Origin of the sequence: Streptomyces sp. GDS52, assembly GCF_052246875.1 — a bacterium.
In the GTDB taxonomy this organism is placed as follows: domain Bacteria; phylum Actinomycetota; class Actinomycetes; order Streptomycetales; family Streptomycetaceae; genus Streptomyces; species Streptomyces cathayae.
Genome location: NZ_CM125966.1, coordinates 3699588 through 3724057 on the forward strand (window position 1 = coordinate 3699588; position 24470 = coordinate 3724057).

The following is a 24470-nucleotide window of genomic DNA, read 5'->3' on the forward strand; positions in this document are numbered from 1 at the left end:
GGTGTTTCACGTGAAACGCTCACCGCACGCGCGCGCTCAGCCAGGGTGTGAGGACGATCATCGGGATGAACTCCTTGTGCGTCCGGTCCCCGGGCAGCGGCACCATCAGGAAGTACCCCGGCGGGAAGCGCCGCCCTCTGACGTGGGCGAGGCCGTCGAAGACGGAGCGAAGGAAGGCCGGGACATCGTCGCGGGGGATGTCGGGGCACTCCACGCCCTCCACGTCGATCAGCGCGTCGCCCTCGGGGTAGAGCCGCACCCTGACCCTGGGCAGGCCGCCGAACTCGACGTAGGCCTCATGGGGGAGGGACCCGTCCGGGTCGGTGGTGACTCCCACGCCTGCCGCGGTGCGGCGCGACGTCTGGTCGGCACCCACGTCATGGATGACCTCGATCTCGCGCTCGTACCCCTCGGCGAGCGCCCGAAGGGCGGTGACGGCGGCCTCGGTGGTGGGCAGATGATCCATACCGCTGATCATGCGGTGTCGTCGGCTGTCGGGAAAGCACGGCAGCACCACCCACGAGGAACGCGCGGACGGCGGGGGACGGGGAAGCCGTCGTGTCAGTGGCCCTCGGGGAACCGCAGATACCGAGCGGGTACGGCGGTGGTCAGCCATACGCCGTTCGCGCTCACCCGGAAGACGTGGCCGTCGCGGTGCATGGCCGCCGCGTCCACGGGAAGGACCACCGGGCGGCCCCTGCGGGCGCCGACGCGGGCCGCCGTCGCACGGTCGGCGGAGAGGTGCACGTCATGCCGGTCCATGGGCAGCAGACCCTCGGCGCGGATGGCGGCCACGTGACGGCCGACGGTGCCGTGGAAGAGGCACGGCGGTGGGACGGCCGACGGCAGTCCCAGGTCGACCCCGACGCTGTGACCCTGGCTGGCGCGGATCCGGGTGCCCTCGATCGCGAAGCGCTGTTTGTCGTTGGCGGCGACCACCTGGTCGAGTTCCGCCCGGGTGAACCGGAAACCGTGTGCGGCCGCCGCGGCGATCAGCGTGTCGATCTCGACCCAGCCGGCCTCGTCGAGCGCGAGCCCGATCTCCTCGGGCGTATGGCGCAGATGCCTGGCGAGGTACTTCGACACCTTCACGGTGCGTCTTTCGTCCATCCTCCCAGCCTGCCGGGAGAGACGCGCATCACGCGATCAATTTTGCCCAGGATGTTTGATCCACAGTCAAGTGTGGTTATCCACAGCGAAATCGGGTGCACCTGTGGACAACCGCTTCGGAGTTCCACCGGTCGTCTCGGAAAAACGGCTTCACCCGGGCGATCCGGCGCACCGCCCGTGTCCCGCACCACTCCCCGACGAAGGGTCCCCTACGGGCCCGTACGACTCCAGGGGGACTCCAAAACGGCTCTCCGGTCTGACGACCCACGTGGCGCAGGCCACTAACGTCGGGGACGTGACTGTGATCGCGACCGAAAGCCTGAGCAAGCGGTTCCCCCGGGTGACCGCGCTTGACCGGCTCTCCATGGAAGTCGGGCCCGGTGTGACCGGACTCGTCGGAGCCAACGGAGCCGGCAAGTCCACACTGATCAAGATCCTTCTGGGTCTGTCCCCCGCCACGGAGGGCCGCGCCGAAGTGCTCGGCCTCGACGTCGCGACCAAGGGCGCCGCCATCCGCGAGCGGGTGGGCTACATGCCGGAGCACGACTGCCTGCCGCCGGACGTCTCGGCCACCGAGTTCGTCGTGCACATGGCCCGCATGTCCGGCCTGCCGCCCACCGCCGCGCGGGAACGCACCGCGGACACCCTGCGCCATGTCGGCCTGTACGAGGAGCGCTACCGCCCCATGGGCGGCTACTCCACCGGCATGAAGCAGCGGGTGAAGCTGGCCCAGGCCCTGGTGCACGACCCGGAACTGGTCTTCCTGGACGAGCCGACCAACGGTCTCGACCCCGTCGGCCGCGACGAGATGCTCGGCCTGATCCGCCGGATCCACACCGACTTCGGCATCTCGGTCCTGGTCACCTCCCATCTGCTGGGCGAACTCGAGCGCACCTGCGACCACGTGGTCGTCGTCGACGGCGGCAAGCTGCTGCGCTCCAGCTCCACCACGGACTTCACCCAGATCACGACGACCCTCGCGATCGAGGTCACCGACACCGACGAGCACCCCGACGGCACCCGCGCGGTGCGTGACGCGCTCCACGCGCGCGGGGTGACCGTCCAGGACGGCAGCGGACTGCCGGGCGCCGGCCACATCCTCCTGCTCACGGCAGAAGGCGAGGAGACCTACGACCTGGTGCGGGACGTGATCGCCGACCTCGGGCTCGGCCTGGTGCGCATGGAACAGCGCCGCCACCACATCTCCGAGGTGTTCAAGAACGACACCGACAACGACACCGCGGCCGGACCCGACACCGGCGACGGCGCGCAGCGGAAGGAGGCGGTCGGCCATGGCGGTTGAGCAGCCCCTGCGGACACCCGCACCGGCATCGGGTGACCAGACCCGCATCCACAACATCGGTTACCGCTCCTACGACGGCCCCCGCCTCGGCCGCTCCTACGCCAGGCTCTCGCTGTTCTCGCAGTCCCTGCGCGGCTCCTACGGCCTCGGCCGCTCGGCGAAGTCCAAGGTGCTGCCGATGCTGCTGTTCGTGGTGATGTGTGTGCCCGCCGCCATCATGGTCGCCGTCGCGGTCGCCACCAAGGCGAAGGAACTGCCCGTCGACTACACGCGCTACGCGATCATCATGCAGGCCGTCATCAGCCTGTACATCGCCTCGCAGGCACCCCAGTCCGTCTCGCGCGACCTGCGCTTCAAGACCGTGCCGCTGTACTTCTCGCGGCCCATCGAGACGGCCGACTACGTGCGCGCCAAGTTCGCGGCCCTGTCCTGCGCCCTGTTCATCCTCACCGCCGCTCCCCTGCTGGTGCTCTACGTGGGCGCGCTGCTGGCCGAACTCGACTTCGCCGACCAGACCAAGGGGTTCGCACAGGGACTCGTCTCCGTGGCACTGCTCTCGCTGCTCTTCGGCGGTATCGGCCTGGTCATCGCCGCGGTCACCCCGCGCCGCGGCTTCGGCATCGCCGCCGTGATCGCCGTCCTGACCATCTCCTACGGAGCGGTCTCCACCCTCCAGGCGATCGCCGAGTTCCAGGGCAGTTCCGGGGCGGTCGCCTGGATCGGGCTGTTCTCACCGGTCACCCTCATCGACGGTGTGCAGTCCGCCTTCCTCGGCGCGAGCTCCACCTTCCCGGGCGGAGTGGGCCCGACCAACGGCGAGGGCGTGGTGTACGTCCTCTTCACCCTCGGCCTGATCGCGGCCTGCTACGGCCTTCTGACGCGCCGCTACCGGAAGGTGGGCCTGTGACCACGCTCTCCATCGACCACGTCTCCCGCTGGTTCGGCAACGTGGTCGCCGTCAACGACATCACCATGACCGTCGGCCCCGGCGTCACCGGTCTGCTCGGCCCCAACGGCGCCGGAAAGTCCACCCTCATCAACATGATGGCCGGCTTCCTCGCCCCCTCCACCGGCACCGTCACCCTCGACGGGCAGGCGGTGTGGCGCAACGAGAAGATCTACCGGCACATCGGCATCGTCCCCGAGCGCGAGGCGATGTACGACTTCCTCACCGGCCGCGAGTTCGTCCTCGCCAACGCCGAACTGCACGGACTGGGCTCCAAGGAGGCCCAGCGGGCACTGGCGACGGTCGAGATGGAGTACGCGCAGGACCGCAAGATCGCCACGTACTCCAAGGGCATGCGCCAGCGGGTGAAGATGGCCTCCGCGCTGGTCCACGAGCCGTCCCTGCTCCTGCTGGACGAGCCGTTCAACGGAATGGACCCGCGCCAGCGCATGCAGCTGATGGACCTGCTGCGGCGTATGGGCGACGAGGGCCGCACCGTGCTGTTCTCCTCCCACATCCTCGAGGAGGTCGAGCAGCTCGCCTGGCACATCGAGGTCGTCGTCGCCGGCCGGCACGCGGCCAGCGGTGACTTCCGCAAGATCCGCCGGCTGATGACGGACCGCCCGCACCGCTACCTGGTGCGCTCCAGTGACGACCGCGCCCTCGCGGCCGCGCTGATCGCGGACCCGTCCACGTCCGGCATCGAGGTCGACCACGGCGAGGGCGTGCTGCGGATCCAGGCCGTCGACTTCGGCCGCTTCACGTCCCTGTTGCCCAGGGTCGCGAAGGAACACGGCATCCGCCTGCTCACGGTCTCGCCGTCCGACGAGTCCCTCGAGTCCGTCTTCTCGTATCTCGTCGCGGCGTAGGAGGCCGAACACCATGTACGACCCCACAGTCGCCCGGCTCACCTACCGGGCCCTGCTCGGCCGTCGCCGGGCCCTCATCCTGGGCGCCCTGCCGCTGCTGCTGATCGCGATCTCCCTGGCGGTGCGCGTTCTCGCCGGTGCCGACGACCAGACCGCGGCCGACGTCCTCGGCGGGCTGGCGCTCGCCACGATGGTGCCGATCATCGGTGTCATCGCGGGTACCGGCGCGATCGGTCCCGAGATCGACGACGGCTCGGTGGTCTACCTGCTGTCCAAGCCGGTCAAGCGGCCCACGATCATCTACACCAAGCTGATCGTGGCGATCGCCGTGACGATGGTCTTCTCGGCGGTGCCCACCCTGGTCGCGGGCTTCATCCTGAACGGCAACGGCCAGCAGATCGCCGTCGCCTACACGGTGGCCGCGCTGGTCGCCTCCATCGCGTACGCGGCGCTCTTCCTGCTGCTCGGCACGGTCTCCCGGCACGCGGTGGTGTTCGGTCTGGTCTACGCGCTGGTCTGGGAGGCCCTGTTCGGCTCCCTGGTTCCCGGTGCCCGCACGCTGAGCATCCAGCAGTGGTCGCTGGCGGTGGCCCAGAAGGTCGCCGGCGGTGAGCTGGTCACCTCGGACGTCGGCCTGACCACCGCGACGATCCTGCTGGTCGTGGTCACCGTGCTGGCCACCTGGTACGCCGGTCAGAAGCTGCGCACGCTCACGCTCGCCGGCGAGGAGTGAGGGCTTTCGGCGAAGTGGCGGGCGGTGGCCGGGCAGGCGCCGCCCGCCGCGTTCGAATTCGGTGGCGCCGGACTCCTCCGGCGGGCAGAGTGGTGGTGTCCGCAGCGCCGGGAAGGTCCGGCGCCGTCTGCTGGGAGAGGAGCGGGACGAATGTCGATGCACGGCAGTACGTCCGGCTCCCGTCAGGGCAGCCCACGGCGGATTCCGGAGTAATCCCTATTGCTCCGTCGAGTCCGTCCCGCACCGGGACCTGCCCGGGGCGGCCGCTTCGAGCACGCGCACATCGTCGCGTGGGCCGCCCACCCGGAGGATTGGCCGAGTGGTAAGGCACTGGCTTGGTTCAAGCCTTGGTCGGGCCCGAAAAGCCCGCGCACGTTCGATCCGTGCATCCTCCGCCGAACGCCGAACGCCGAACGCCGAACGCCGAACGCCGAACGCCGAACGCCGAACGCCGAACGCCGAACGCCGAACGCCGAACGCCGGGCCTCAGCCCAGCAACCGCTCCACCACCACCGCGATGCCGTCCTCCTCGTTGGAGGACGTCACCTCGTCGGCCACCGCCCGCAGATCCTGGTGGGCGTTGGCCATGGCGACGCCCTGCGTGGCCCAGGCGAACATCGGAATGTCGTTCGGCATGTCGCCGAACGCGATCGTCCCCGCGGCCTTCACCCCCAGCCGGCGAGCGGCCAGGGAGAGCCCGGTGGCCTTGGACAGACCGAGAGGGAGCAGTTCGACGATGCCCTCGCCCGCCATGGTGACGGTGACGAAACCGCCCGCGGTGCGGGTGACCGCATCGACGAGTTCGTCGTCGGTGAGGGTCGGGTGCTGGATGTACACCTTGTTCAACGGCGCCGCCCACAGGTCCGACGCGTCCGTGAACGGAATCGCGGGCAGCGGGCCCTGCACTTCGTAGCCGGGGCCCACCAGCACCTCGCCGTCCAGCCCGGCGCGGCTCCCGGCCAGGTACAGCGGACCGACCTCCGCCTCGATCTTGGCCAGCGCCACGGCGGCCAGCTGCCGGTCCAGCGTCACCGAGGTGAGCAGCCGGTGCGCTCCCGCGTCGTACACCTGGGCGCCCTGGCCGCAGACGGCGAGCCCCTGGTAGCCGAGGTCGTCGAGGATGGGCCGGGTCCAGGGGACCGCGCGCCCGGTGACGACGATGTGGGCGGCGCCCGCCGCGGTGGCCGCGGCGAGCGCGTCACGGGTGCGGCGGGAGACCGAGTGGTCGTCGCGCAGCAGCGTGCCGTCGAGATCGGTGGCGATGAGCTGGTAGGGGAACGGCGTACTCACTGGGCGACCGGCTCCAGGAGTTCCCGACCGCCCAGGTACGGACGCAGCACCTCGGGCACCCGCACCGAGCCGTCCTCCTGCTGGTGGTTCTCCAGGATCGCCACGATGGTGCGCGGCACGGCGCACAGGGTGCCGTTGAGCGTGGCCAGCGGACGCACCGTCTTGCCGTCACGCACCCGGATCTGGAGCCGACGGGACTGGTACTCGGTGCAGTCCGAGGTCGAGGTCAGCTCGCGGTACTTGCCCTGGGTCGGGATCCACGCCTCGCAGTCGTACTTCCGCGAGGCGGAGGAGCCCAGGTCGCCCGAGGCTACGTCGATCACGCGGAACGGCAGCTCCAGCGACGTCAGCCACTGCTTCTCCCACTCCAGCAGCCGCTGGTGCTCCGCCTGCGACTCCTCGGGAGTGACGTAGGAGAACATCTCGACCTTGTCGAACTGGTGCACCCGGAAGATGCCGCGGGTGTCCTTGCCGTGCGAGCCGGCCTCGCGGCGGAAGCAGGGCGAGAAGCCCGCGTAGCGCAGCGGCAGCCGGTCGGCGTCGATGATCTCGTCCATGTGGTACGCGGCGAGCGGTACCTCGGAGGTGCCGACCAGGTAGAGGTCGTCCTTCTCGAGGTGGTAGACGTCCTGGGCCGCCTGGCCGAGGAAGCCGGTGCCCGCCATGGACTGGGGACGGACCAGGGCCGGGGTCAGCATCGGTGTGAAGCCGGCCGCGGTGGCCTGGGCGATCGCGGCGTTCACCAGCGCCAGCTCGAGCAGGGCGCCGACGCCGGTCAGGAAGTAGAAGCGCGAGCCGGAGACCTTGGCGCCGCGCTCGACGTCGATGGCGCCGAGGAGCTGACCGAGCTCCAGGTGGTCCTTGGGCTCGAAGCCCTCGGCGCTGAAGTCGCGGGCGGTGCCGTGCGTCTCCAGCGTGACGAAGTCCTCCTCACCGCCGACGGGAACGTCGGGGTGGACGAGATTGCTCAGCCGGCCCAGGAGCTCCTGGGTCTCGGCCGCTGCCGCGTCCCGCTCGGCGTCGGCCGCCTTGACGTCGGCGGCGAGTGTGCCGGCCTTCTTCAACAGCTCGGCCTTCTCGTCACCGGCCGCCTTGGGGATGAGCTTGCCGAGTGCCTTCTGCTCGGCACGCAGCTCGTCGAAGCGGACGCCGGACGACCTCCGCCGTTCGTCGGCGGACAGGAGGGAGTCGACGAGCGCGACGTCCTCTCCACGGGCACGCTGCGAAGCGCGCACACGGTCGGGGTCCTCACGGAGCAGGCGAAGGTCAATCACGCGGTCAAGGCTACCGGTGCACGGTGACAGCCCACGACTCACTATTCCGAGAGGACCGATCCCATTCCGTTATGGGTGGTGTGCGTAATATGTCCCGAACTCGACGGGGTCGGCAGGGTGGTGGGGTGACGGAGTGGTCGATGGGCGGTCACCGGAAGGCGTCCCGGGCGGTCAATGCGCGGGTGCCGCTCCCTGGGGAGAGTCAGTCGCACAGGCGGCTCGTTGACTGGAATTCCTTGCGGGAAACGGAACCTGGGGCCTGGTTGTCCACAGGTGACCACAGTCTTTCGAAAGTTATCCACAGGGTGTGAAGGGAATCTGTGGACACCGGAATCGACCACTCCGAAACGCGCGACCGGAGGAAGGGTTCCCGGCGCAAGCTTCCCTTACCTCCCCTTTCGAGGAGGAATAGGCTGATCCAAAGGGTTGCCGAAAGGAAAAGAGGGAGCGAAGGGTGATCCATGGGTGCGTGAATGCAATCACGGACACAGGGGGGATTTGTCGACCGAACGGGGCAATGCTGTCGACTTGTCCCCAGGTCGAGAAGCGGACCTGTGGATAACTTCTGTGGATAACGAAAATCAGCAGGTAGGACCGGCCCCACCTCGACTGGAGCCCCTCAGAACCGGCCGTCCTGGCAGCGCGCCACCCAGTCCGCCGCGGACACGAACTCGGCGTCCGACGTTCCGGGCAGCGGATCCCGTACCTCCGTCGGCTGCACATCCGCACGCGGGTACGAACCGAGGAAGCGCACCTGAAGGCAGATCCGTTTGAGTCCCGTCAACGTCTCGGCCACCCTGCGGTCCGAGATATGTCCCTCGGCGTCGATGCAGAAACAGTAATTGCCGATACCGGCACCGGTGGGCCGGGACTGGAGCAGCATCAGGTTGACGCCCCTGGTGGCGAACTCGTCCAACAGGTCGCGCAGGCCACCGGGGTGGTCGTCGCGCTGCCACAGCACGATGGACGTCTTGTCCGCACCCGTGCGCGCGGCGGGCCGGGCCGGGCGTCCGACCAGCACGAAGCGGGTCTGGGCGTTCTCCGCGTCGTGGATTCCGGTCTCCAGGGCCTCCAGCCCGTACCGGGCCGCCGCGAACTCGCCGGCGAAAGCCGCGTCGTACCTGCCCTCCTGCACCAGACGGGCCCCGTCGGCGTTGGAGGCGGCCGATTCCCAGGCGGCGTCCGGGAGGTGCTGTTTCAGCCAGTTGCGCACCTGTGGCTGGGCGGCGGGGTGGGCGGTGACCGTCTTGATGTCCGAGAGCTTGGTGCCGGGGCGGACGAGCAGCGCGAAGGTGATCGACAGCAGTACCTCGCGGTAGATCATCAGCGGGGTGCCCGCGACCAGTTCGTCGAGGGTGGTGGTGATGCCGCCCTCGACGGAGTTCTCGATGGGGACGAACGCGGCCTCGGCCTCACCGGCGCGTACCGCGTCGAGCGCGGACTGCACGGACACATACGGGATCAGTTCCCGGGTGGCCGCCTCCGGAAGGGTGCGTAGGGCCACCTCGGTGAAGGTGCCCTCGGGGCCGAGGTACGCATAGCTCGCTGGCATGGACTCACCCTAATGGGCTCACGCCGACCGCACCTTCGTCCGTGCTCCCAGGAGTGACACGAGGCGACTTTCACCCCTCCAGCAACCGCTGTCCCACATACTCGCCCTCCGCCGCGCCGCCCGGCACCGCGAACAGCCCGCTCGCCTCGTGCCGGAGGTACGGCGACAGCGCGTCCCCCCGGTCCAGCTTGCGCTGTACCGGTACGAAGCCCCGCAGCGGGTCGGCCTGCCAGCAGATGAACAGCAGACCCGCGTCGGGCACGCCGTCCGCGTCCATGCCGTCGTGGTACGAGAGCGGGCGCCGGAGCATCGCCGCGCCGCCGTTCTGGTCGGGGCGGGTGATCCGTGCGTGGGCGTTGACGGGGACCACCAGATTGCCTCCGGAGTCCGTCTTCTCCAGATCCATCTCGGACGTCTCGGTGCCTCCGGACAACGGTGCCCCGTCGGACTTGCGGCGCCCGATGACGGCCTCCTGCTCCTTGACCGCGAGTTCCTCCCAGTCGTCGAGAAGCATGCGGATACGCCGGACGACGGCGTAGGAGCCGTTCGCCATCCACGCGGGCTCGCCGTTCTCCGGTACGAAGATCCGCTGGTCGAAGTCCGGGTCGGCCGGCTTCGGGTTGCGGGTGCCGTCGACCTGGCCCATCAGGTTGCGGGCGGTCATGGGCCGGGCGGTGGCACCCGGTGTGCGGTTGAAGCCGTTCATCTGCCACCGGACCCGGGCCGCCGAACCGGCGTCCTTCTGCACGGCGCGCAGGGCGTGGAAGGCGACGAGGGCGTCATGGGCGCCGATCTGCACCCACAGGTCGCCGTTGCTGCGTGCCTTGTCCAGGTGGTCGGAGGAGAAGTCGGGCAGCGGATCCAGAGCCACCGGACGCTGTTTCTCCATACCGGTGCGGGCGAAGAAGCTGTGGCCGAAGCCGAAGGTGACGGTCAGTGAGGAGGGACCGGCGTCGCGGGCCACGTCGGTGTCGCCGTCGGCACTCGGCTCGCCCGCCATCAGCCGCCGGGCCGTCTCCGACCAGCGGCGCAGCAGGGCGGCGGCCTCCTTGCGCCCGGCGCCCGGCGTCAGGTCGAAGGCGACGAGATGGCCGCGGGCGGGGAGTCCCTGGGTGATGCCGGGCTGATGTTTCCCGTGAAACATCGCCCTGCCAGCGCCCACCGAGGTCAGTGGGGTCGCCTCGGAGGGCGCGGCGGCGTAGCCCACGGCGCTGCCCGCCGCACCGAGCACGAGCCCGGTGGCCCCGGCGGTGCCGAGCAGACGGCGGCGGGAGATGCCCTTCCGGTCGTCCGGTACGGCGGCTCCTTCCCGGGTTTCCGGTGCCGCGAGGGGGCGGGCCTCCGGAGTGGACTGGTCAGTCATGGTGGTTCAGCCGATCTGCGCGTTCTTGGAGACGGTCACCTGGTCGATGTCGGAGGTCCGCACGGTCACCTCGACCGTCCAGTCGCCCGCCATGGGGATCTGCACGTCACTCGCCGACCAGTGCCCGGCGGCGACGCGGTCGGGTGCGACGGGCAGCGGCCCGATGTCCTTGGCGGAGAGGGTGAAGTCGACCTTCAGTTCGGGGACGTCGAGGGTCTCGCCGTCGGTTCGCTCCACATAGATGTGCATGTCGTTGCCGCCCACGCGCGCGGGGTTCAGGTCGACCGTGACGACGCCCTTGCCCTCCTTGCCGCCGGTGTCGAACGACATGTTCAGGGTCACCGCGCCGGTGCCCTGGGCGGACGAGGACGAAGACGACGGGGCGGAGGACGAGGAGGCCGCCTTGGCCTCCTGCTCCGTACGCCCCGGCTCGGTCTGCGTCAGCACGGTGGTGATCGCGAGCAGGACGACGGCGACCCCGGCCTCGGCGAGCACCGAGCGACGCAGCCCGAAGCGGTTCGGGTCGGCGTCCCGCAGCCGTTTCTGCCGGGCGGTCTCCACGGCTGCCCGCTGCCGGGCGAGCTGAGCGGCCCGCGCGGAGCCCTCACCGGCCTGCGCCCCGGTGCCGGGTGCCTCCGCCGTCCGGACCGCGGCCTGCCCCGTGCCGACCGCGGCCGTCGCGCGTTCCCCGTCGGTGTCGGTGTCGGTGTCGGTGTCGGTGTCGGTGTCGGCCGTGACTTCGGGCCCGGCCTTCTCCGCCCCGGTTCCGGCTTCCCGGGCACCGGCCGTCTCGGTACCTGTCTCCCCGGTGCCGGTCTTCGCAGTGGACACGGCCGTCACGGGGTCCGTCCCGGCCGTCTCCGGGCGGACCGCCGGCCCGCCCGTCCCGACGAGTCGTGCCGTCCACCGCCGTGAGAAGTACGCCAGCCCGGCCATGACCACCACGAGCCCGATCTTGGCGAGCAGCAACTGCCCGTACCGGGTGTCGGTCAGCGCCGACCAGGAGCCGAGCTGCCGCCAGCTCTGGTAGATCCCGGTGACGACCAGGGCGACCACGCTGCCGAACGCGAGCCGCGAGAACCGCTGGACGGCGGCCGCGTCGACGGCGGTCTCGGCGGGTGCCCGGTAGAGCGCGACGAGCAGGGCGGTGAGTCCGCCGAGCCAGGCGGCGACGGCCAGCAGATGGACGATGTCGACCGGCATCGCGATGCCGGGCTGGAGCCCCTGGGAGGCGTGCTCGGACATGGCCCAGCTCGCGGCGAGTCCGGCCGCCACGATCGTCCCCCCGATCGCGAGCCCGAAGGTCGGGTCCGGCTTCTCCGTGTCGTCCCGCTGCTCCTGGGCGGCCCCGAAGAGCACCGCGATGAACAGCGCCGCCGCGGCGAGCAGCAGCAGCCGCGACACCAGTGCCGCGCCGGTCTTGGTCTGCAGGACCTCCCCGAGCAGCGACATGTCGAAGATGTCGCCGACCTTGCCGGAACGTGTGTAGGAGCCGCGCAGCAACAGCAGCGCGAGGGTGGCGGCGGTGAGGGTGAGCCATCCGGAGACGACCAGTCGCTGCACCGTCCGTACCCCGGCGCCGGGCCGCCAGCAGGCCAGGACGAACGCGGCCCCACCGGTCATGACCACGAACCCGGCGTACGACATGTACCGCCCGAAGCTGTACAGCCAGCCCACCGGCCCGTCGTCGGACGCCTGGGCGGTGGCCTGGACGGAGGTCTCGGAGGGGGCGCCGATGGAGAAGGTGAAGGCGCCGGCGACGGGATGGCTGTCCGCGGACACCACCTGGTAGGTGACGGTGTAGGTGCCGTCGGGCAGTCCGCTGAGCAGGTGCACGGTGTACGTCGTGCCGCTCGGGTCGGCGGGGTCGCCCTTGTCGGCCCGCTTGCCCTTGGGGTCGAGGACGCGCAGGGAGTCGTCGCTCACCGCGATCGGTTCGGAGAAGGTGAGCGAGACCTGGGTGGGGGCCTTGTCGACCACCGTCCCCTGCTGGGGATCGCTGCCGGTCAGCGCGGCGTGCGCGGACGCGGGAGCGGCCCCGGCGAGGAGTGCGCCGGTGACGGCCAGCAACAGCAGCAGCAGGATCCGGGCGCGGGAGGCGATGGCCTGGGTCACGGGGGTGTCTCCCTCAGTGTCCGTGCTTCGGGGTGTGGGTGGCCGACTTCACCGGTATCTCGACCGTGACGGGGTCGGAGTGGGCGAAACGCAACTCGACGGAGACCTTCTGACCCTGCTTCGGCTTCCGCTTCAACTGCTCGAACATCAGGTGGCTGCCGCCGCTCTCGAGCACGAGGCTTCCGCGGGCCGGGATGTCGAGTCCGTCGACCTCCCGCATGGACCCGTCGACGGTCTCGTGCACGGTGACGCGTTCGGCGATGTCACTGCCGACCGAGGTCAGCCGGTCGTCCGCGCCGCCCTTGTTGCTGATGACGAGGAAGCCGGCCGCCAGGTCCGACACCGGCTGCGGCATGTACGCGGAGTCGACGGACAGTTCGGCCGTGTCGCTGCCGGAGCCCGAGCCGCCGGAGCCCGAGCCGCCGCAGCCGGCCAGGGCCAGCGCCCCGGCGGCGGTCACCGCGGCGAGCGCGAGACGACGCCTCACGGGCTCTCACCCTCGATGATGCGGGGGAGGTCCTCGGTGTAGTCCTCGACGGTGGCGTCCTCGCCGTACAGGAGGTAGCCGCCGTCGGTCTTCGGGGAGAAGGCGATGACCTGGGTGCCGTGGTCGGAGACGACCTGGCCCTTGTCGTCCTTGCGCGGTGCGTTGATCGAGATGCCGAGGGTGCGGGCGCCGGCCTGGATCGTGTCGAAGTCGCCGGTCAGGCCGACGACCTGGTCGTCGATGCCCTTGAGCCACTTGCCGAGTGCGGCGGAGGTGTCCCGCTCGGGGTCGGTGGTGACGAACACGATCCGCAGCTCGTCCTGCTGGTCCTGGGACAGCTGCTTCTTGGCCACCGCGAGGTTGTTCATGGTCAGCGGGCAGACGTCGGGGCAGTGCGTGTAGCCGAAGTAGATCAGTGTGGGCTTGCCGGCGGTCTCCTCTCGGAAGTCGTACTCCTTGCCCTGCGTGTCGGTGAGGACGAGGTCCGGCTTCTCGAACGGCTTGTCGAGGAGTGTGGCCGCCTTCTCCGCGCCGGCCTCCTCGGAGACCACGGCGACGGGCTTGCCGCCGTCGCCGTCGCCGCTGCCGCAGGCGGAGAGGGTCAGGGTGGCGGCGGCGAGCAGGGCGGCCGCCGTGAAGGTCTTCTTGCGCATGATGGTTTCCAGGATGTGAGTTCTCCGGCGCGCACCGGGGTCCCACGGGGCCGTGGGTGACCCCGGTGCGCGCCGTCCAGTGGGGAGGGGTCAGGCGGAGGTGCGCCGACGCCCGGCGAGCACGCCGTAGGCGACGCCGGCGGCGCCGACGACGATGCCGACGATGCCCAGGACACGGGCGGTGGTGTCGGTGCCGCCGGAGTCGGCGGCCGCGGTGGTTTCCGCGGCGGCCTTCTCGGCGTCCCCGGCGGACTTGTCCTCGTCGGCCTCGTGGGCCTTGTCGTCCGACGCGCCGTGCGAGTGGCCGTCGGCGGAGGCCTCGGACAGGGCGAGGACGGGAGCCGGGTAGTCGGGCTCGTCCTTGCCCTCCTGCGGCACCTCGATCCAGCGGACGACCTCCTTGTCGGAGTACGTCTGCAGGGCCTTGAAGACCAGTTCGTCGGTGTTCTCCGGCAGGGAGCCGACGGACACCGGGAACTTCTGGAAGAAGCCCGGCTCGATGCCGTCGTCGTCGGCGGTCCAGGTGACCTTGGTGACGGCCTCGTCGATCTTCTTGCCGTGCACCTCCAGCGGCTTGTCCAGCTTGGACTTGGTGACCTTGACGTCCCAGCCGTCGATCGGCTGCGGCATCACGGAGGCCAGCGGGTGGTCGGTCGGGAAGGTCACCTCGAGCTTGGTCGTCGACGCGTTGTCACGCTCGTTGGGGACCTTGAAGTTCACCACCGCGTAACCGCCCTTGGCGGCCTCGCCCTCGGGCTGCACGCTGACGTGCGCGAAGGCGGGGGCGGACAGGGTGAGGACGGCGACACCGGCGACGGCGCCGGCGGCGGCGATACGGGAAGCCTTCATGGCAGAAGCACTCCGCTTCGATGGGGTTCGGCTGACGATGAGGGATACGCGCACGGGCGAGCACGTGTGCCGGTGAAGACCTGTGGCGGTGAGCACCTGTGCCGGTGACGGCTCTGCCGTCCGGCCGCCGGGTCGTCGACCGCGGGGCCGTGACGTCCGGGTCACCGAGCGCTGTCCGCGACGGTTCGGTCGCCGACGGCTCGTCGTACACGGGAAAACACGGGAAACACGTGAGGAACACGCGAGGAGTACGCGAGGAACACGCGGGAGGCAGACGCACACGCGTGCCGCGCTCCGGCGTCCCTCTCCTCCTCCGGTTGTCCGGCGGTGGCGGAGTGCGGTCCGGTCGCGTCAGGCGGCGAGTGCGAGTGCGGCACCGGCCGGCGGGCCTCGGCGGATCACCGTGTGCTGGAGTGCGGCGGTACGGGGTACGGGCGGCGCGGGCGGTGCGGTGTGCACCGGGCACGGGGCGACCGGCAAAGTCCCCGGGAGGCCCGCGCGCAGGGCGAGCACCAGAGCGAGTGCCGCGCGCAGCGACCGTACGAGGGCGCCTTCGGCGACGCCGTGTGCCGACAGTTCGGTCAGCCGCAGCAATGCCAGGTCGCCGCGGCGCAGCAGCCAGCCCGTGGCGAGTGCCACGAGGACGTGCGCGAGCAGCATCGGCAGGGTCGGCAGCAGTGCGGGCACCGACGAGTCCACCGCGGCCGAGGACAGTGCGTCCCCCTGGGCGTGCGCGTGGGTGTCGCCGGTCGCGCCGGGGTGGATCCGCGCGTCGATGAGGATGCGCTGCGCCTGCGCGGGGCTGATGGCCGCCGCGGTGGTGCCGCACATCAGTCGTGCGGCCTGCTCGATCAGCGAGGCGTCGGACAGGGGCGACGCCGCGTCCGCGGGGGCCGCCGCGCCGTGCTGGCCGATGCCGAACACGATGTGCAGGACGGTCTGACCGGCCGCCAGCATGGCCGCGATCCCCGGCAGGGAGCGCACGCGTCCGGCGAGCGGTGCCGCGACCGCGACCGTCCCGAGGAATCCCGCGCCCAGGGTCCACAGGGGAACGGCGGCGCGGGAGGCGAGGGTGTGACCTGCCCCGGCCAGCACGACACAGACCGCGGCGAACACCGCGGCCCGCAGGGTCCGGAGCCCGCGTCCGGAGCGCGTCGTGCGCGGGTGGGGGGCAGTCATGGCGGCCTCATCATCGCACTGGCCCCGCCGCCGCTGTACGGCAGGTCCGCAAGATGCGGTACGACCGGAAGGTCACCTCTGTCATCAACCGTCCCACATGCACCCTTCGGCTCCACGGCGCGCCCGCCGTATGGGGGGTGTCACGTCAACTGCACGCTTACAACCGGGCACGCAGGGCAATACGTAACGGTATGTCGAGCCGCGGCCGGGAGGCTGGAGCATGAGCATCTGGTGGTCACTCCATCTGCGGCGCGACGCTGCCAGCGTGCCGCTCGCCCGGCGTCTGCTGATCGGCGCCATGGAGACCGCGGGCGTCGACCCCGACATTTCCTACGACCTCTCCGTGGCCCTCAGTGAGGCCTGCGCGAACGCCGTCGAACACGGTGGGGACGCCGCCCGGGGCGGTTCCTCGGAGGCGTACCGGGTGACCGCCTACCTCGACGGCGAGAAGTGCCGCATCGAGGTCGCCGACGCGGGACCCGGCTTTCCCGCCGGAACCGGCGGCCGCGTACGCCCGGCGATCCGCCCCGTGCCGTCCGACGCGGAACACGGCCGCGGCCTCTGCCTCATCCAGGAACTCGCCGACCACGTCCACATCGGCAACAAACCGGGGCTGGACGGCGCCGTGGTGAGCTTCGACAAGATCCTCAAATGGCGGAAGGACGCGCCGCTGATGGCGGTCTGACCGCACCGCCGGAGCTCCGGACACGCTCGCGCCCCTGAACGCCCGTCGGCCGGGCACCACTCGTGGTGCCCGGCCGACGGGTGTGCGTCAGCCCTTGAGGGCGGCCATCCATGCCTCGACCTCGTCCGACCGCCTGGGCAGCGCGGCGGACAGGTTCCGGTTGCCGTCCTCGGTGACCAGGATGTCGTCCTCGATGCGGACGCCGATGCCCCGGTACTCCTCGGGCACGGTCAGGTCGTCGGCCTGGAAGTACAGGCCCGGCTCGACCGTGAGTACCATGCCCGGCTCCAGCGTGCCGTCGACGTAGGTCTCGGTGCGCGCGGCCGCGCAGTCGTGGACGTCCATGCCGAGCATGTGCCCGGTGCCGTGCAGCGTCCAGCGGCGCTGCAGACCCAGCTCCAGCACCCGCTCGACCGGCCCCTCGACCAGGCCCCACTCGACGAGCCGCTCGGCCAGCACCCGCTGCGCGGCGTCGTGGAAGTCCCGGTACTTGGCGCCCGGCTTGACCGCCGCGATACCGGCCTCCTGGGCGTCGTACACGGCGTCGTAGATCTTCTTCTGCAGCCCGCTGTAGCGGCCGTCGACCGGCAGCGTGCGGGTGATGTCGGCGGTGTAGTAGGTGTGCGTCTCCACGCCCGCGTCGAGCAGCAGCAGGTCGCCGGAGCGGACCGGGCCGTCGTTGCGCACCCAGTGCAGGGTGGTGGCGTGCGGGCCGGCGGCGCAGATGGAGCCGTAGCCGACGTCGTTGCCCTCCACCCGGGCACGCAGGAAGAACGTGCCCTCGATGTAGCGCTCGCTGGTGGCCTCGGCCTTGTCGAGGACCTTCACGACGTCCTCGAAGCCGCGTGCGGTGGAATCGACGGCCTTCTGCAGCTCACCGATCTCGAAGGCGTCCTTGACCAGCCGTGCCTCGGAGAGGAAGACGCGCAGCTCCTCGTCGCGCTCGGCGGTGACCTTGTCGGTCAGCGCCGCCTCGATCCCGGCGTCGTACCCGCGCACGACCCGTACGGGGCCGGTGGCCTCGCGCAGCGCGCCGGTCAGCTCGCGGACGTCGGAAGCGGGTATGCCGTACCGCTGCTCGGCCTCGGTGAGGGAGTGGCGGCGGCCGACCCACAGTTCGCCCTGGCCGTCCAGCCAGAACTCGCCGTTCTCGCGGTTCGAGCGCGGCAGAAGGTAGATCGTCTCCTTGTGGCCGTCGTCCGTCGGCTCCATGACGAGGACGCCGTCCTCCGTCTGGTTGCCGGTGAGGTAGGCGTACTCGACCGACGCGCGGAAGGCGTACTCGGTGTCGTTGGACCGCGTCTTCAGGTTGCCCGCGGGGACGACCAGGCGCTCACCCGGGAAGCGGGCGGACAGCGCGGCGCGGCGGGCGGCCGTCTCGGCGGCCTGGGGGATCGGCTCCAGGTCGCGCAGCTCGGTGTCGGCCCAGCCGCTCTTCATGTTCTCGGCCAGCTCGTCGGACACGCCGGGGTAGAGGCCGTTCTTGCGCTGCTTGACGGGCGCTTCCTCGGCAGTCTCCGGGCCTTCCGCGGTTTCCGGGCCCGCCGGGTCGGCAGCCTGGTCGAACGCGGTCGGGAGCTCTTCTGCCACAGCGGTCATCCTCCTTGGTAAGGCTCTGGACTCCCCCGAGCTCGCGGTTTCGTCCGGGCAGGGGGACCACCACCATCGTACGGTCGTCGGCGAAACAGTCGCAGAGCGGAAGGACCCGTTACCGAGGGCATGCGGAGGATGACGTCCCGGACCGGTCGCCGGGCGCTTCGGACGTCCTGCCGCTACTCGAACCGCGCGGCCAGCAGGACGACGTCCTCCGCGGAGTCCGTCGCGGCCGTCGGGCCCGTCGCCTTCGACGCGGTCGCGCCCTCGGGTAGCACGGTGCGCAGGATGTGGTCGGCGATCGCACCGGGGTCGCGGCGCAGTGCCTGCGGCACCCCTGCCGCCGCCGCGTGCAGCCGTGCGAAGGCGCGGTCGGTGGGGTCGCCGGTGCGGTGCAGCAGCCCGTCGGTGTAGAGCAGAACCGTCTCGCCCGGTTCCGGGTACACCTCCACGCTCGGCGCCTCCCAGCAGGCCAGCATGCCCAGGGGAGCCGAGACGGACGTCTCCACGAACTCGGTGCGGCGCTCGCCGATCAGCAGCGGCGGGCTGTGCCCGGCACCGGCCAGCGTGATCTTGCGCAGCGCGGGTTCGCAGTAGCCGAACAGGGCGGTGGCCGACCGGGCCGGTTCGGTGAGCCTCAGCAGCAGTTCCAGGTCGGACAGGACGGCGACCGGATCCTCGCCCTCCATCACGGCGTACGCGCGCAGGGACGCCCGCAGCCGGCCCATCGCGGCGACCGCGCTGGGCCCCGCCCCGGTGACGGACCCCACGGCGAGGCCGAGGGCGGCGTCCGGCAGCGGCAGCGCGTCGTACCAGTCGCCGCCGCCGTGCGCGGAGGTGCGGTGCCGGGCGGCGAGCTGGACGCCGGGGATCCGGGGCAGGCGCGAGGGGAGCAGCTCCTCGGACATGGTGGCCATGGACGCGCGCGTGCGCTCGAGTTCCAGCAGGCGGGCGAGATGCTCGGCGGCGTACCGGACGTAGAGGCCGACGAGATGACGCTGCCGTTCCGACGGCTCGGCCGGTTCGTCGTAGAGCCACGCCGCCGCGCCCAGGCGCAGCCCGGGCCCTGCGGCACGCGGGGCGTACGGGAGCCGTGAGGTCTCCGAGGACATGGGGGTCTGAGAGGTTTCAGAGGCTTCAGGGGGCTCGGACGTCTTCGGCACGAGGGGCAGGGTGTAGCTGGCGGCGTAGCCGAGGCGGGCGGCGACCTCGCGGTGCCGGGGGTCGAGCCCCTTCTCGGCGAGCAGGTCGGGCTCGGCGATGCCGTCGTCGGCGCCGGGCAGTCCGTCCAGGATCCTGCCGTAGGGCAGGGAGCTGCGCGGGACGGTCTCGATGTGACCGAGGTCCGCGTGGGCCAGGCCGAGGCCGATCAGGTGGTCCGGGCCGAAGCCGTCGGCGGGTTCCAGGGCGACGAGACCGCGCCGGGCACCCACCAGGGCGGCACCGGCGCGCAGCATTTCCCGGAGTGCCTCGTCGAGGGCGCGCGTACGGGCCAGGCGTTCGGTCAGTTCGTGGAGGGTGGTGAGGTCGGAGACCCACCCCGCGAGACGGTCCTGGAGCAGCGCGCCCGGGGCGTTCTGGGGGTGTGCCGGGGCGGCCGGGGAGGTACCCGTGGCGACGGACGCGACAGTGTGCGCGGGTGCGGGAACCGTTGAATCGATTCCGGCCACTTTCGGAGGATGAGGGGCGTTCATGGCGTCCGGCTTTCCGTCCGGTACTTACTGCTCGAAAGCATCGCAAACCCCCATGTCATTCTGCGTCGCCGGCAGTGTCTCCACATGTACACGTACTCGTAAGGAGATGTCCAGCATTGTCCTGCTGGTATTCCTGGTGTCCGTGGGTTTGGAGGGAACTCACTCCCGACCTCTTGCCGAAAAGCGAACTTGGCTTGAAACTGCCTCAGGGGGAGGCTGATTGCGGTCGACTGGGCTCGCTCGACGGAGCGTCACAGCGGTAGTGATGGGTACGTACTCGGTGAAGGCCGGGGGTGGTTGGGAATCACCCGGGAACCTGGCGACGGACCCGGGCGTCTTAACCACCGACGACCGTGCCCCATCCTCCCGTGGCGGAGGCGGAGAGAAACAAGCGCGACGCTAAACGCCAGACTTCGCCACCCCACGCCGGCCCCATGCTTCTGCTCGACGCGGTATGGGTGGTACGGCCGTGGAGGCAGCCCTTGCTCGGCCTCGGCCCCTGGGGGCTCCCCTTGCCCGGTGCGGGGGTGTGATGCGCCAGCAGGTACGCACAGTAGGTACGCACAGTGCAGTGATCGACTCATGTTGTGACGTGGACCACGGTGTTGCCAGGCGTGCAACGGAAAGGAACGAGCGCTCATGCGCGAGATCCTCGGAAGGCTCGGAAGGCGACGCAGGCTTCTGTCCCAGGGTGGCGACAGCGGGCCCGAACCGATCGAAGCGGCCCTGACCTTCGCCTCGGACTGGCGGTGGCCGGTGCTCCCGGGTGTGGCGGCGGATCCGCAGGGCCGGTCCCGCTGCGGCTGCCCCGACCCCGAATGCACGGTGCCGGGCGCTCATCCCTTCGACCCCGGCCTGCTCGCCGCGACCACCGACGCGCGCATGGTGCGCTGGTGGTGGGGCAACCGGCCCACGGCGCCCGTCGTCCTGGCCACCGGGGGCAGGGCACCCTGCGCGGTCTCCCTGCCCGCCGTGCCGGCCGCCCGTGCCCTGGCCGCCCTCGACCGCCTCGGCATGCGGCTCGGCCCGGTCGTCGCCGCGCCGGACCGCTGGTCGATCCTGGTCAAGCCGTACTCCCTGGAACAACTGGGCGAGTTGCTCTACGCCCAGGACTTCGTCCCCGGCTCCCTCCGCTTCCACGGAGAGGGCGGCTACCTCGCCCTGCCCCCGTCCGGTACCGGCCGGGGCGGGGTCCGCTGGGAGCGCGCGCCGCTGCCCGGCTCCGCCTCGCCGTGGGTGCCCGATGTCGAGGCCGTGGTGGACGCCGTGGTCGAGGCCCTCACCCGTACGGGCGTGAGCGCGCCCGAGCTGTAGCGGCCGTCGGTGCGTGAGCCGTGCCCGGCATCCGCTGAGGCGCGTGTCTTCCCGGAGCCTCGCAGGCGTCACGTCCGGGTCCGCGCCGTCACGCCGGGGCGCTGGGGAGCCGCGACGCCGGGACCGCACCGTGAAGCCGGGGCCGCGCCGGGGGCCCTGGAAGAGTCCGTTCGCCCTCGTTCCCGCCCTCGCCCGCGTCGGCGCGGTGACCGTCTGCGGGGTCGCCCTGTCGTCGGCGGGCGCGTCCGACCGGGAGCAACTCACCGGTGGAGAACGCCGGTTGACATGCGACTGCGCTCTGTCAGCAACGGTGGTCACGCAAAGACCCGGTTGCTGGCGACGGGGGATGCACCAGCAACCGGGCTACTGGAACGGTAACAAGAGATCGGCCGTTAGCAAATTCGAACTCAGCTTTTCCGTCACCGACTGGCTTGTCCACACCGGAAGTTGTGAAGGAAGCCGGTGATTCCGGCGGCACGGGCACGCGCCCCGGTCAGCCGGCGCGCGTGCCCGTGCCGACACGCCTCTCGGCGTGTCTCAGCTGAGGGTGACCTGCCGGTTGGTCAGCCCGCCGCGCGCGCGGCGCTCGTCGGCGGTGAGCGGAGCCTCGGTGGCCAGGGCGGCGGCGAGACGCTCGGCGAACTCGGCCGCCGGCTTCTCCACATCCTCGGCGCCGACCCCGCTGGGCAGGTCCCAGACCGGGACCGTGAGCCCGTGAGCACGGAAGGAGCCCACGAGACGGGTGCCCTCGCCGAGGGAGGACCGGCCCGCCGCGTGCAGTCGCGCCAAGGCGTCCAGAAGCTGCTCCTCGGGGTGCGGCATGACCCACCGCAGATGGTTCTTCTCCGGCGTCTCGCACCAGTACGCGGCGTCCACGCCCGAGAGCTTGACGGTCGGGATGGCCGCCGCGTTGGCCCGCTCCAGGGAGGCGGTCACGTCCGGCGTGGCGTTCTCCGCGTCGGGGACCCAGAACTCGAAGCCGCTGTGCACCACCGGCTCGAACGCGCCCTCGAGGTCCAGCAGATCCTGCAGGCGGGGCCCTTCGGCCGGAGCGCGGCGGGCCTGCACCGGGGTGCCCGGGGCGGCGTCGAGCGCGCGCTGGAGGGTGTCGGCGAGGTCGCGGCTGATGTCACCGGACGACGTGTCGTTCTGCAGGCCGAGGAGGACCGAGCCGTCCTCGCGGCGCAGTGCGGGCCAGGCCATCGGCAGCACCGTGGCCAGGGTGACCGACGGGACACCCTCGGGCAGGCCGCCCTTGAGGGGCAGCTCGACGGTGGCAGCCGGCACCAGCTCGCGCAGTGCCACCCAGTCGCATTCGCCCGGCAGGTCCTCGAACGGACGGTGTACCAGCTCGGTCACCGCGTGCGCGGCGGCACGGCCGTGGCAGGCCTTGTAGCGGCGGCCGCTGCCGCAGGGGCAGGGCTCACGGGCGCCGACGGCCGGGATCTCTCCCTCTGTGAGCTGGGGGCGCTTGGCCTTCGTCTGGGGGCGCTTCTTGGCCATCGTGGGTGTCTCCCGGTTACGGCTCGTCTCGTACGGGCGGGAGCCTAGCCGTTCACGACGCGACCGACGGGACCCTGTGGACGACGTGCCGCCCGCGGACGGCGGGCCGTGACGGGTGAGCCGTACGGGGCCGGGGTCGCCCGAGGCGCGCAGAACCGCGCGGGGGGTGGCCGGGGGAGGGCCGAGGGATCACCGCGCGGCGGCGTGGTCAGTCGAAGGTGTCGAAGGCTTCCGCGAACTCCAGCCCCGGCATCTCGGACACCGCGGGGGCCGTCACCCGTGTGGCGAAGTCGTCGCGCCGGTGCCCGGCGTCCGGGTCGTGCACGTCCTCGTGGACGACGACCCATACCGTGACCTCGCCGGGCACCTCGTCGCGTACGCCCCAGTCGTCGGCCAGTGCCGTGATGATGTTCAGTCCCCGGCCGCCGTGCGCGGTGACCGACGGGGTGGCCGGCGCCGGGCGGGTCGGACCGCCGCCGTCGGTCACCTCCACGATCAGCCGGCCGCAGGGATGCACATGCCAGGCCGCACGGACGGCACCGTCCCCGGCCAGGGCACCGCCCAGGGGCCGGCCGTGTTTGCACGCATTGCTCAGCAGTTCGGAAAGGATCAGTACGGCATCGTCGATGACCGTGTCCGCCACTCCGCCGTCGCGCAGTTGCAGGCGCATACGGCGCCTCGCCTTTCCCACGCCCGCAGGGCCATGGGGTACGGCCATGCTCGACGACGTGGGCACTTCCTGTGCCACCACCAACGCCACCCCCGAGACCTCCTTCGCCCCACGCCACGGTGTGAATGCCCCACGGGCCCGAACCGGAAACCGGCCAGTCCGTGTGCGGTGAGGCACTTGAACGATCGGGCACGCACCGAATGCGCCGGAGCACTCCCTGTGACCAGGTGGCTGGATCTCGTCGATGTGGCCGAGATGTGAGGATGCTCCGGGAGGGCCGCCCGGTCAAGAGCCCTGCACGGACCACTTGAGTCACACGAATCCCGCAGGCTCCGCAGGCCCAGGGGGGCCGGGTGGGGCCTTGCGCGGGTCAGCGGCCGAGCCGGTCGAGCACCGCGCGGGGGCGATTGGTGATGATGGCGTTCACCCCGAGGTCGATACAGGCGTCCACGTCCTCCGGGTCGTTCACGGTCCACACGTGCACCTGGTGGCCGGACTGCCTCAGTCGCTCGATGTACGCGGGGTGGCTGCGCACGATCCGGATCGAGGGGCCCGCGATGTCCACGCCCTCCGGCAGCCGCCCGTCGCGCAGGCGGGGCGAGACGAACTGCTGGAGGTAGACCGTCGGCAGGGTCGGCGAGGCGGCGCGCACGCGGTGCAGCGACCGCGCGGAGAAGCTCATCACGCGTACCGGGGACTCCTCGGCGGCGCCGGGGGCATCCAGGCCGAACCGCTTCAGCAGGAGCAGCAGCCGCTCCTCCACCTGTCCCGCCCACCGCGTGGGGTGCTTGGTCTCGATCGCCAGCTCCACCCGGCGGTCGGCGTCGACGACGAGCTCGAGCAGCCTTTCCAGGGTGAGGACGGAGGTCGCCTCCCTGTCCTCCGGCCGGTGCACCCAGTCGGGCTCCTCCACGCGCCCACCGAGCGGATGACGGGTCTTCCAGGAGCCGAAGTCCAGGGCGGACAGATCGGAGAGCTCCAACGCCGAAACCGCACCGCGGCCGTTGGACGTACGGTTGACGCGACGGTCGTGGACGCAGACCAGATGACCGTCGGCGGTCAGGCGTACATCGCATTCGAGCGCGTCCGCACCGTCCGCGATCGCCTTGCGGTACGCGGCCAGGGTGTGCTCGGGAGCGTCCTCGGAGGCTCCGCGGTGGGCGACGACTTGGGTCGGGCGCTGACGTGCAGGGGTCACCGCGCCATGGTGCCACCGCACGGGGGTACCTGTGCGGTCGTCCGGGCGTCGATGGCGCGGACGGTGCGGTCGTCTGATCGGAGGCATCGC

22 protein-coding genes and 1 tRNA gene are annotated in these 24470 nt (G+C 71.0%); 7 read left to right on the forward strand and 16 right to left on the reverse strand.

Annotated elements, in window-relative coordinates; translation table 11 throughout:
* Positions 1–19 precede the first annotated feature (19 nt).
* Entirely contained in the window at positions 20–478 is a 459-nt protein-coding gene (locus ACTWJ9_RS16790) for a hypothetical protein (protein ID WP_443294378.1), read from the reverse strand.
* 83 nt (positions 479–561) lie between these two features.
* Positions 562–1110 carry an RNA 2'-phosphotransferase gene (locus ACTWJ9_RS16795; RefSeq protein ID WP_279335039.1) on the reverse strand — a complete coding sequence of 183 codons (549 nt, stop codon included), beginning with the start codon at positions 1108–1110 and terminating at the stop codon, positions 562–564.
* Positions 1111–1378: 268 nt separating this feature from the next.
* Here ACTWJ9_RS16795 and ACTWJ9_RS16800 point away from each other — a divergent pair, with 268 nt between their 5' ends.
* The 5 genes from ACTWJ9_RS16800 to ACTWJ9_RS16820 all read left to right on the forward strand — a co-directional run bounded on the left by ACTWJ9_RS16800 (position 1379) and on the right by ACTWJ9_RS16820 (position 5356).
* Entirely contained in the window at positions 1379–2413 is a 1035-nt protein-coding gene (locus ACTWJ9_RS16800) for an ABC transporter ATP-binding protein (protein ID WP_387035406.1), read from the forward strand.
* On the forward strand, positions 2403–3320 hold the full coding sequence (locus tag ACTWJ9_RS16805) for an ABC transporter permease subunit (protein WP_279335040.1): 918 nt from the start codon (positions 2403–2405) through the stop codon (positions 3318–3320). The genes ACTWJ9_RS16800 and ACTWJ9_RS16805 overlap by 11 nt, the downstream gene beginning before the upstream one ends.
* Positions 3317–4228: an ABC transporter ATP-binding protein gene (locus tag ACTWJ9_RS16810; protein WP_443294379.1), complete on the forward strand. Its 912-nt coding sequence runs from the start codon at positions 3317–3319 to the stop codon at positions 4226–4228. Before ACTWJ9_RS16805 ends, ACTWJ9_RS16810 begins: the two co-directional genes overlap by 4 nt.
* A 13-nt stretch (positions 4229–4241) precedes the next feature.
* Positions 4242–4961 carry an ABC transporter permease subunit gene (locus tag ACTWJ9_RS16815; RefSeq protein WP_384202200.1) on the forward strand — a complete coding sequence of 240 codons (720 nt, stop codon included), beginning with the start codon at positions 4242–4244 and terminating at the stop codon, positions 4959–4961.
* Between the two features lie 305 nt (positions 4962–5266).
* Positions 5267–5356 (forward strand) — tRNA-OTHER (locus ACTWJ9_RS16820).
* Between the two features lie 91 nt (positions 5357–5447).
* Here the strand turns inward: ACTWJ9_RS16820 and ACTWJ9_RS16825 are convergent.
* The 9 genes from ACTWJ9_RS16825 to ACTWJ9_RS16865 form a co-directional block, all read right to left on the reverse strand.
* Positions 5448–6251: an HAD family hydrolase gene (locus tag ACTWJ9_RS16825; protein ID WP_279335043.1), complete on the reverse strand. Its 804-nt coding sequence runs from the start codon at positions 6249–6251 to the stop codon at positions 5448–5450.
* A complete protein-coding gene (serS, locus tag ACTWJ9_RS16830; RefSeq protein ID WP_443294380.1) occupies positions 6248–7525 on the reverse strand; it encodes a serine--tRNA ligase in 1278 nt (425 codons plus the stop codon). Before serS ends, ACTWJ9_RS16825 begins: the two co-directional genes overlap by 4 nt.
* 619 nt (positions 7526–8144) lie before the next feature.
* Positions 8145–9077: a prephenate dehydratase gene (gene pheA, locus ACTWJ9_RS16835; RefSeq protein ID WP_279335045.1), complete on the reverse strand. Its 933-nt coding sequence runs from the start codon at positions 9075–9077 to the stop codon at positions 8145–8147.
* A 70-nt stretch (positions 9078–9147) separates the two neighbouring features.
* Positions 9148–10440 (reverse strand): iron uptake transporter deferrochelatase/peroxidase subunit, encoded by a 1293-nt coding sequence (efeB, locus tag ACTWJ9_RS16840; protein ID WP_279335046.1) that lies wholly within the window; start codon positions 10438–10440, stop codon positions 9148–9150.
* 6 nt (positions 10441–10446) lie between these two features.
* Positions 10447–12555 (reverse strand): copper resistance CopC/CopD family protein, encoded by a 2109-nt coding sequence (locus ACTWJ9_RS16845; protein ID WP_443294381.1) that lies wholly within the window; start codon positions 12553–12555, stop codon positions 10447–10449.
* A 13-nt stretch (positions 12556–12568) separates the two neighbouring features.
* On the reverse strand, positions 12569–13042 hold the full coding sequence (locus ACTWJ9_RS16850) for a copper chaperone PCu(A)C (RefSeq protein ID WP_279335048.1): 474 nt from the start codon (positions 13040–13042) through the stop codon (positions 12569–12571).
* The gene (locus ACTWJ9_RS16855) at positions 13039–13695 is read right to left on the reverse strand and encodes an SCO family protein (protein WP_279335049.1); all 657 of its coding nucleotides are present in this window, start codon (positions 13693–13695) and stop codon (positions 13039–13041) included. The genes ACTWJ9_RS16850 and ACTWJ9_RS16855 overlap by 4 nt, the downstream gene beginning before the upstream one ends.
* Positions 13696–13785: 90 nt before the next feature.
* Entirely contained in the window at positions 13786–14544 is a 759-nt protein-coding gene (locus ACTWJ9_RS16860; protein WP_443294382.1) for a YcnI family copper-binding membrane protein, read from the reverse strand.
* Between the two features lie 351 nt (positions 14545–14895).
* Positions 14896–15723 carry a hypothetical protein gene (locus tag ACTWJ9_RS16865; RefSeq protein WP_443294383.1) on the reverse strand — a complete coding sequence of 276 codons (828 nt, stop codon included), beginning with the start codon at positions 15721–15723 and terminating at the stop codon, positions 14896–14898.
* A gap of 220 nt (positions 15724–15943) precedes the next feature.
* Between ACTWJ9_RS16865 and ACTWJ9_RS16870 the strand changes: the two genes are divergently transcribed.
* Positions 15944–16408, forward strand: a complete 465-nt coding sequence (locus tag ACTWJ9_RS16870; RefSeq protein WP_387042010.1) for an ATP-binding protein — start codon at positions 15944–15946, stop codon at positions 16406–16408.
* A gap of 87 nt (positions 16409–16495) precedes the next feature.
* Here ACTWJ9_RS16870 and ACTWJ9_RS16875 read toward each other — a convergent pair whose 3' ends face one another.
* Together ACTWJ9_RS16875 and ACTWJ9_RS16880 are read right to left on the reverse strand one after the other, a co-directional pair.
* Complete coding sequence (locus ACTWJ9_RS16875; protein ID WP_388708011.1) at positions 16496–18007, reverse strand: aminopeptidase P family protein; 1512 nt, start codon at positions 18005–18007, stop codon at positions 16496–16498.
* Between the two features lie 173 nt (positions 18008–18180).
* Positions 18181–19695: a PP2C family protein-serine/threonine phosphatase gene (locus ACTWJ9_RS16880; RefSeq protein ID WP_387042006.1), complete on the reverse strand. Its 1515-nt coding sequence runs from the start codon at positions 19693–19695 to the stop codon at positions 18181–18183.
* A 639-nt stretch (positions 19696–20334) separates the two neighbouring features.
* Between ACTWJ9_RS16880 and ACTWJ9_RS16885 the strand changes: the two genes are divergently transcribed.
* Positions 20335–21009, forward strand: coding sequence for a bifunctional DNA primase/polymerase (locus ACTWJ9_RS16885; RefSeq protein ID WP_384203596.1), 675 nt, complete (start codon positions 20335–20337; stop codon positions 21007–21009).
* A gap of 537 nt (positions 21010–21546) precedes the next feature.
* On the opposite strand, the gene ACTWJ9_RS16890 is transcribed toward ACTWJ9_RS16885, so the two are convergent.
* The 3 genes from ACTWJ9_RS16890 to ACTWJ9_RS16900 form a co-directional block, all read right to left on the reverse strand.
* Positions 21547–22512 (reverse strand): DUF5926 family protein, encoded by a 966-nt coding sequence (locus tag ACTWJ9_RS16890; protein ID WP_279335056.1) that lies wholly within the window; start codon positions 22510–22512, stop codon positions 21547–21549.
* 208 nt (positions 22513–22720) lie between these two features.
* The gene (locus ACTWJ9_RS16895; protein WP_387036497.1) at positions 22721–23272 is read right to left on the reverse strand and encodes an ATP-binding protein; all 552 of its coding nucleotides are present in this window, start codon (positions 23270–23272) and stop codon (positions 22721–22723) included.
* A gap of 280 nt (positions 23273–23552) precedes the next feature.
* Entirely contained in the window at positions 23553–24380 is an 828-nt protein-coding gene (locus ACTWJ9_RS16900) for a glycerophosphodiester phosphodiesterase (protein ID WP_279335058.1), read from the reverse strand.
* Positions 24381–24470: the final 90 nt, after the last annotated feature.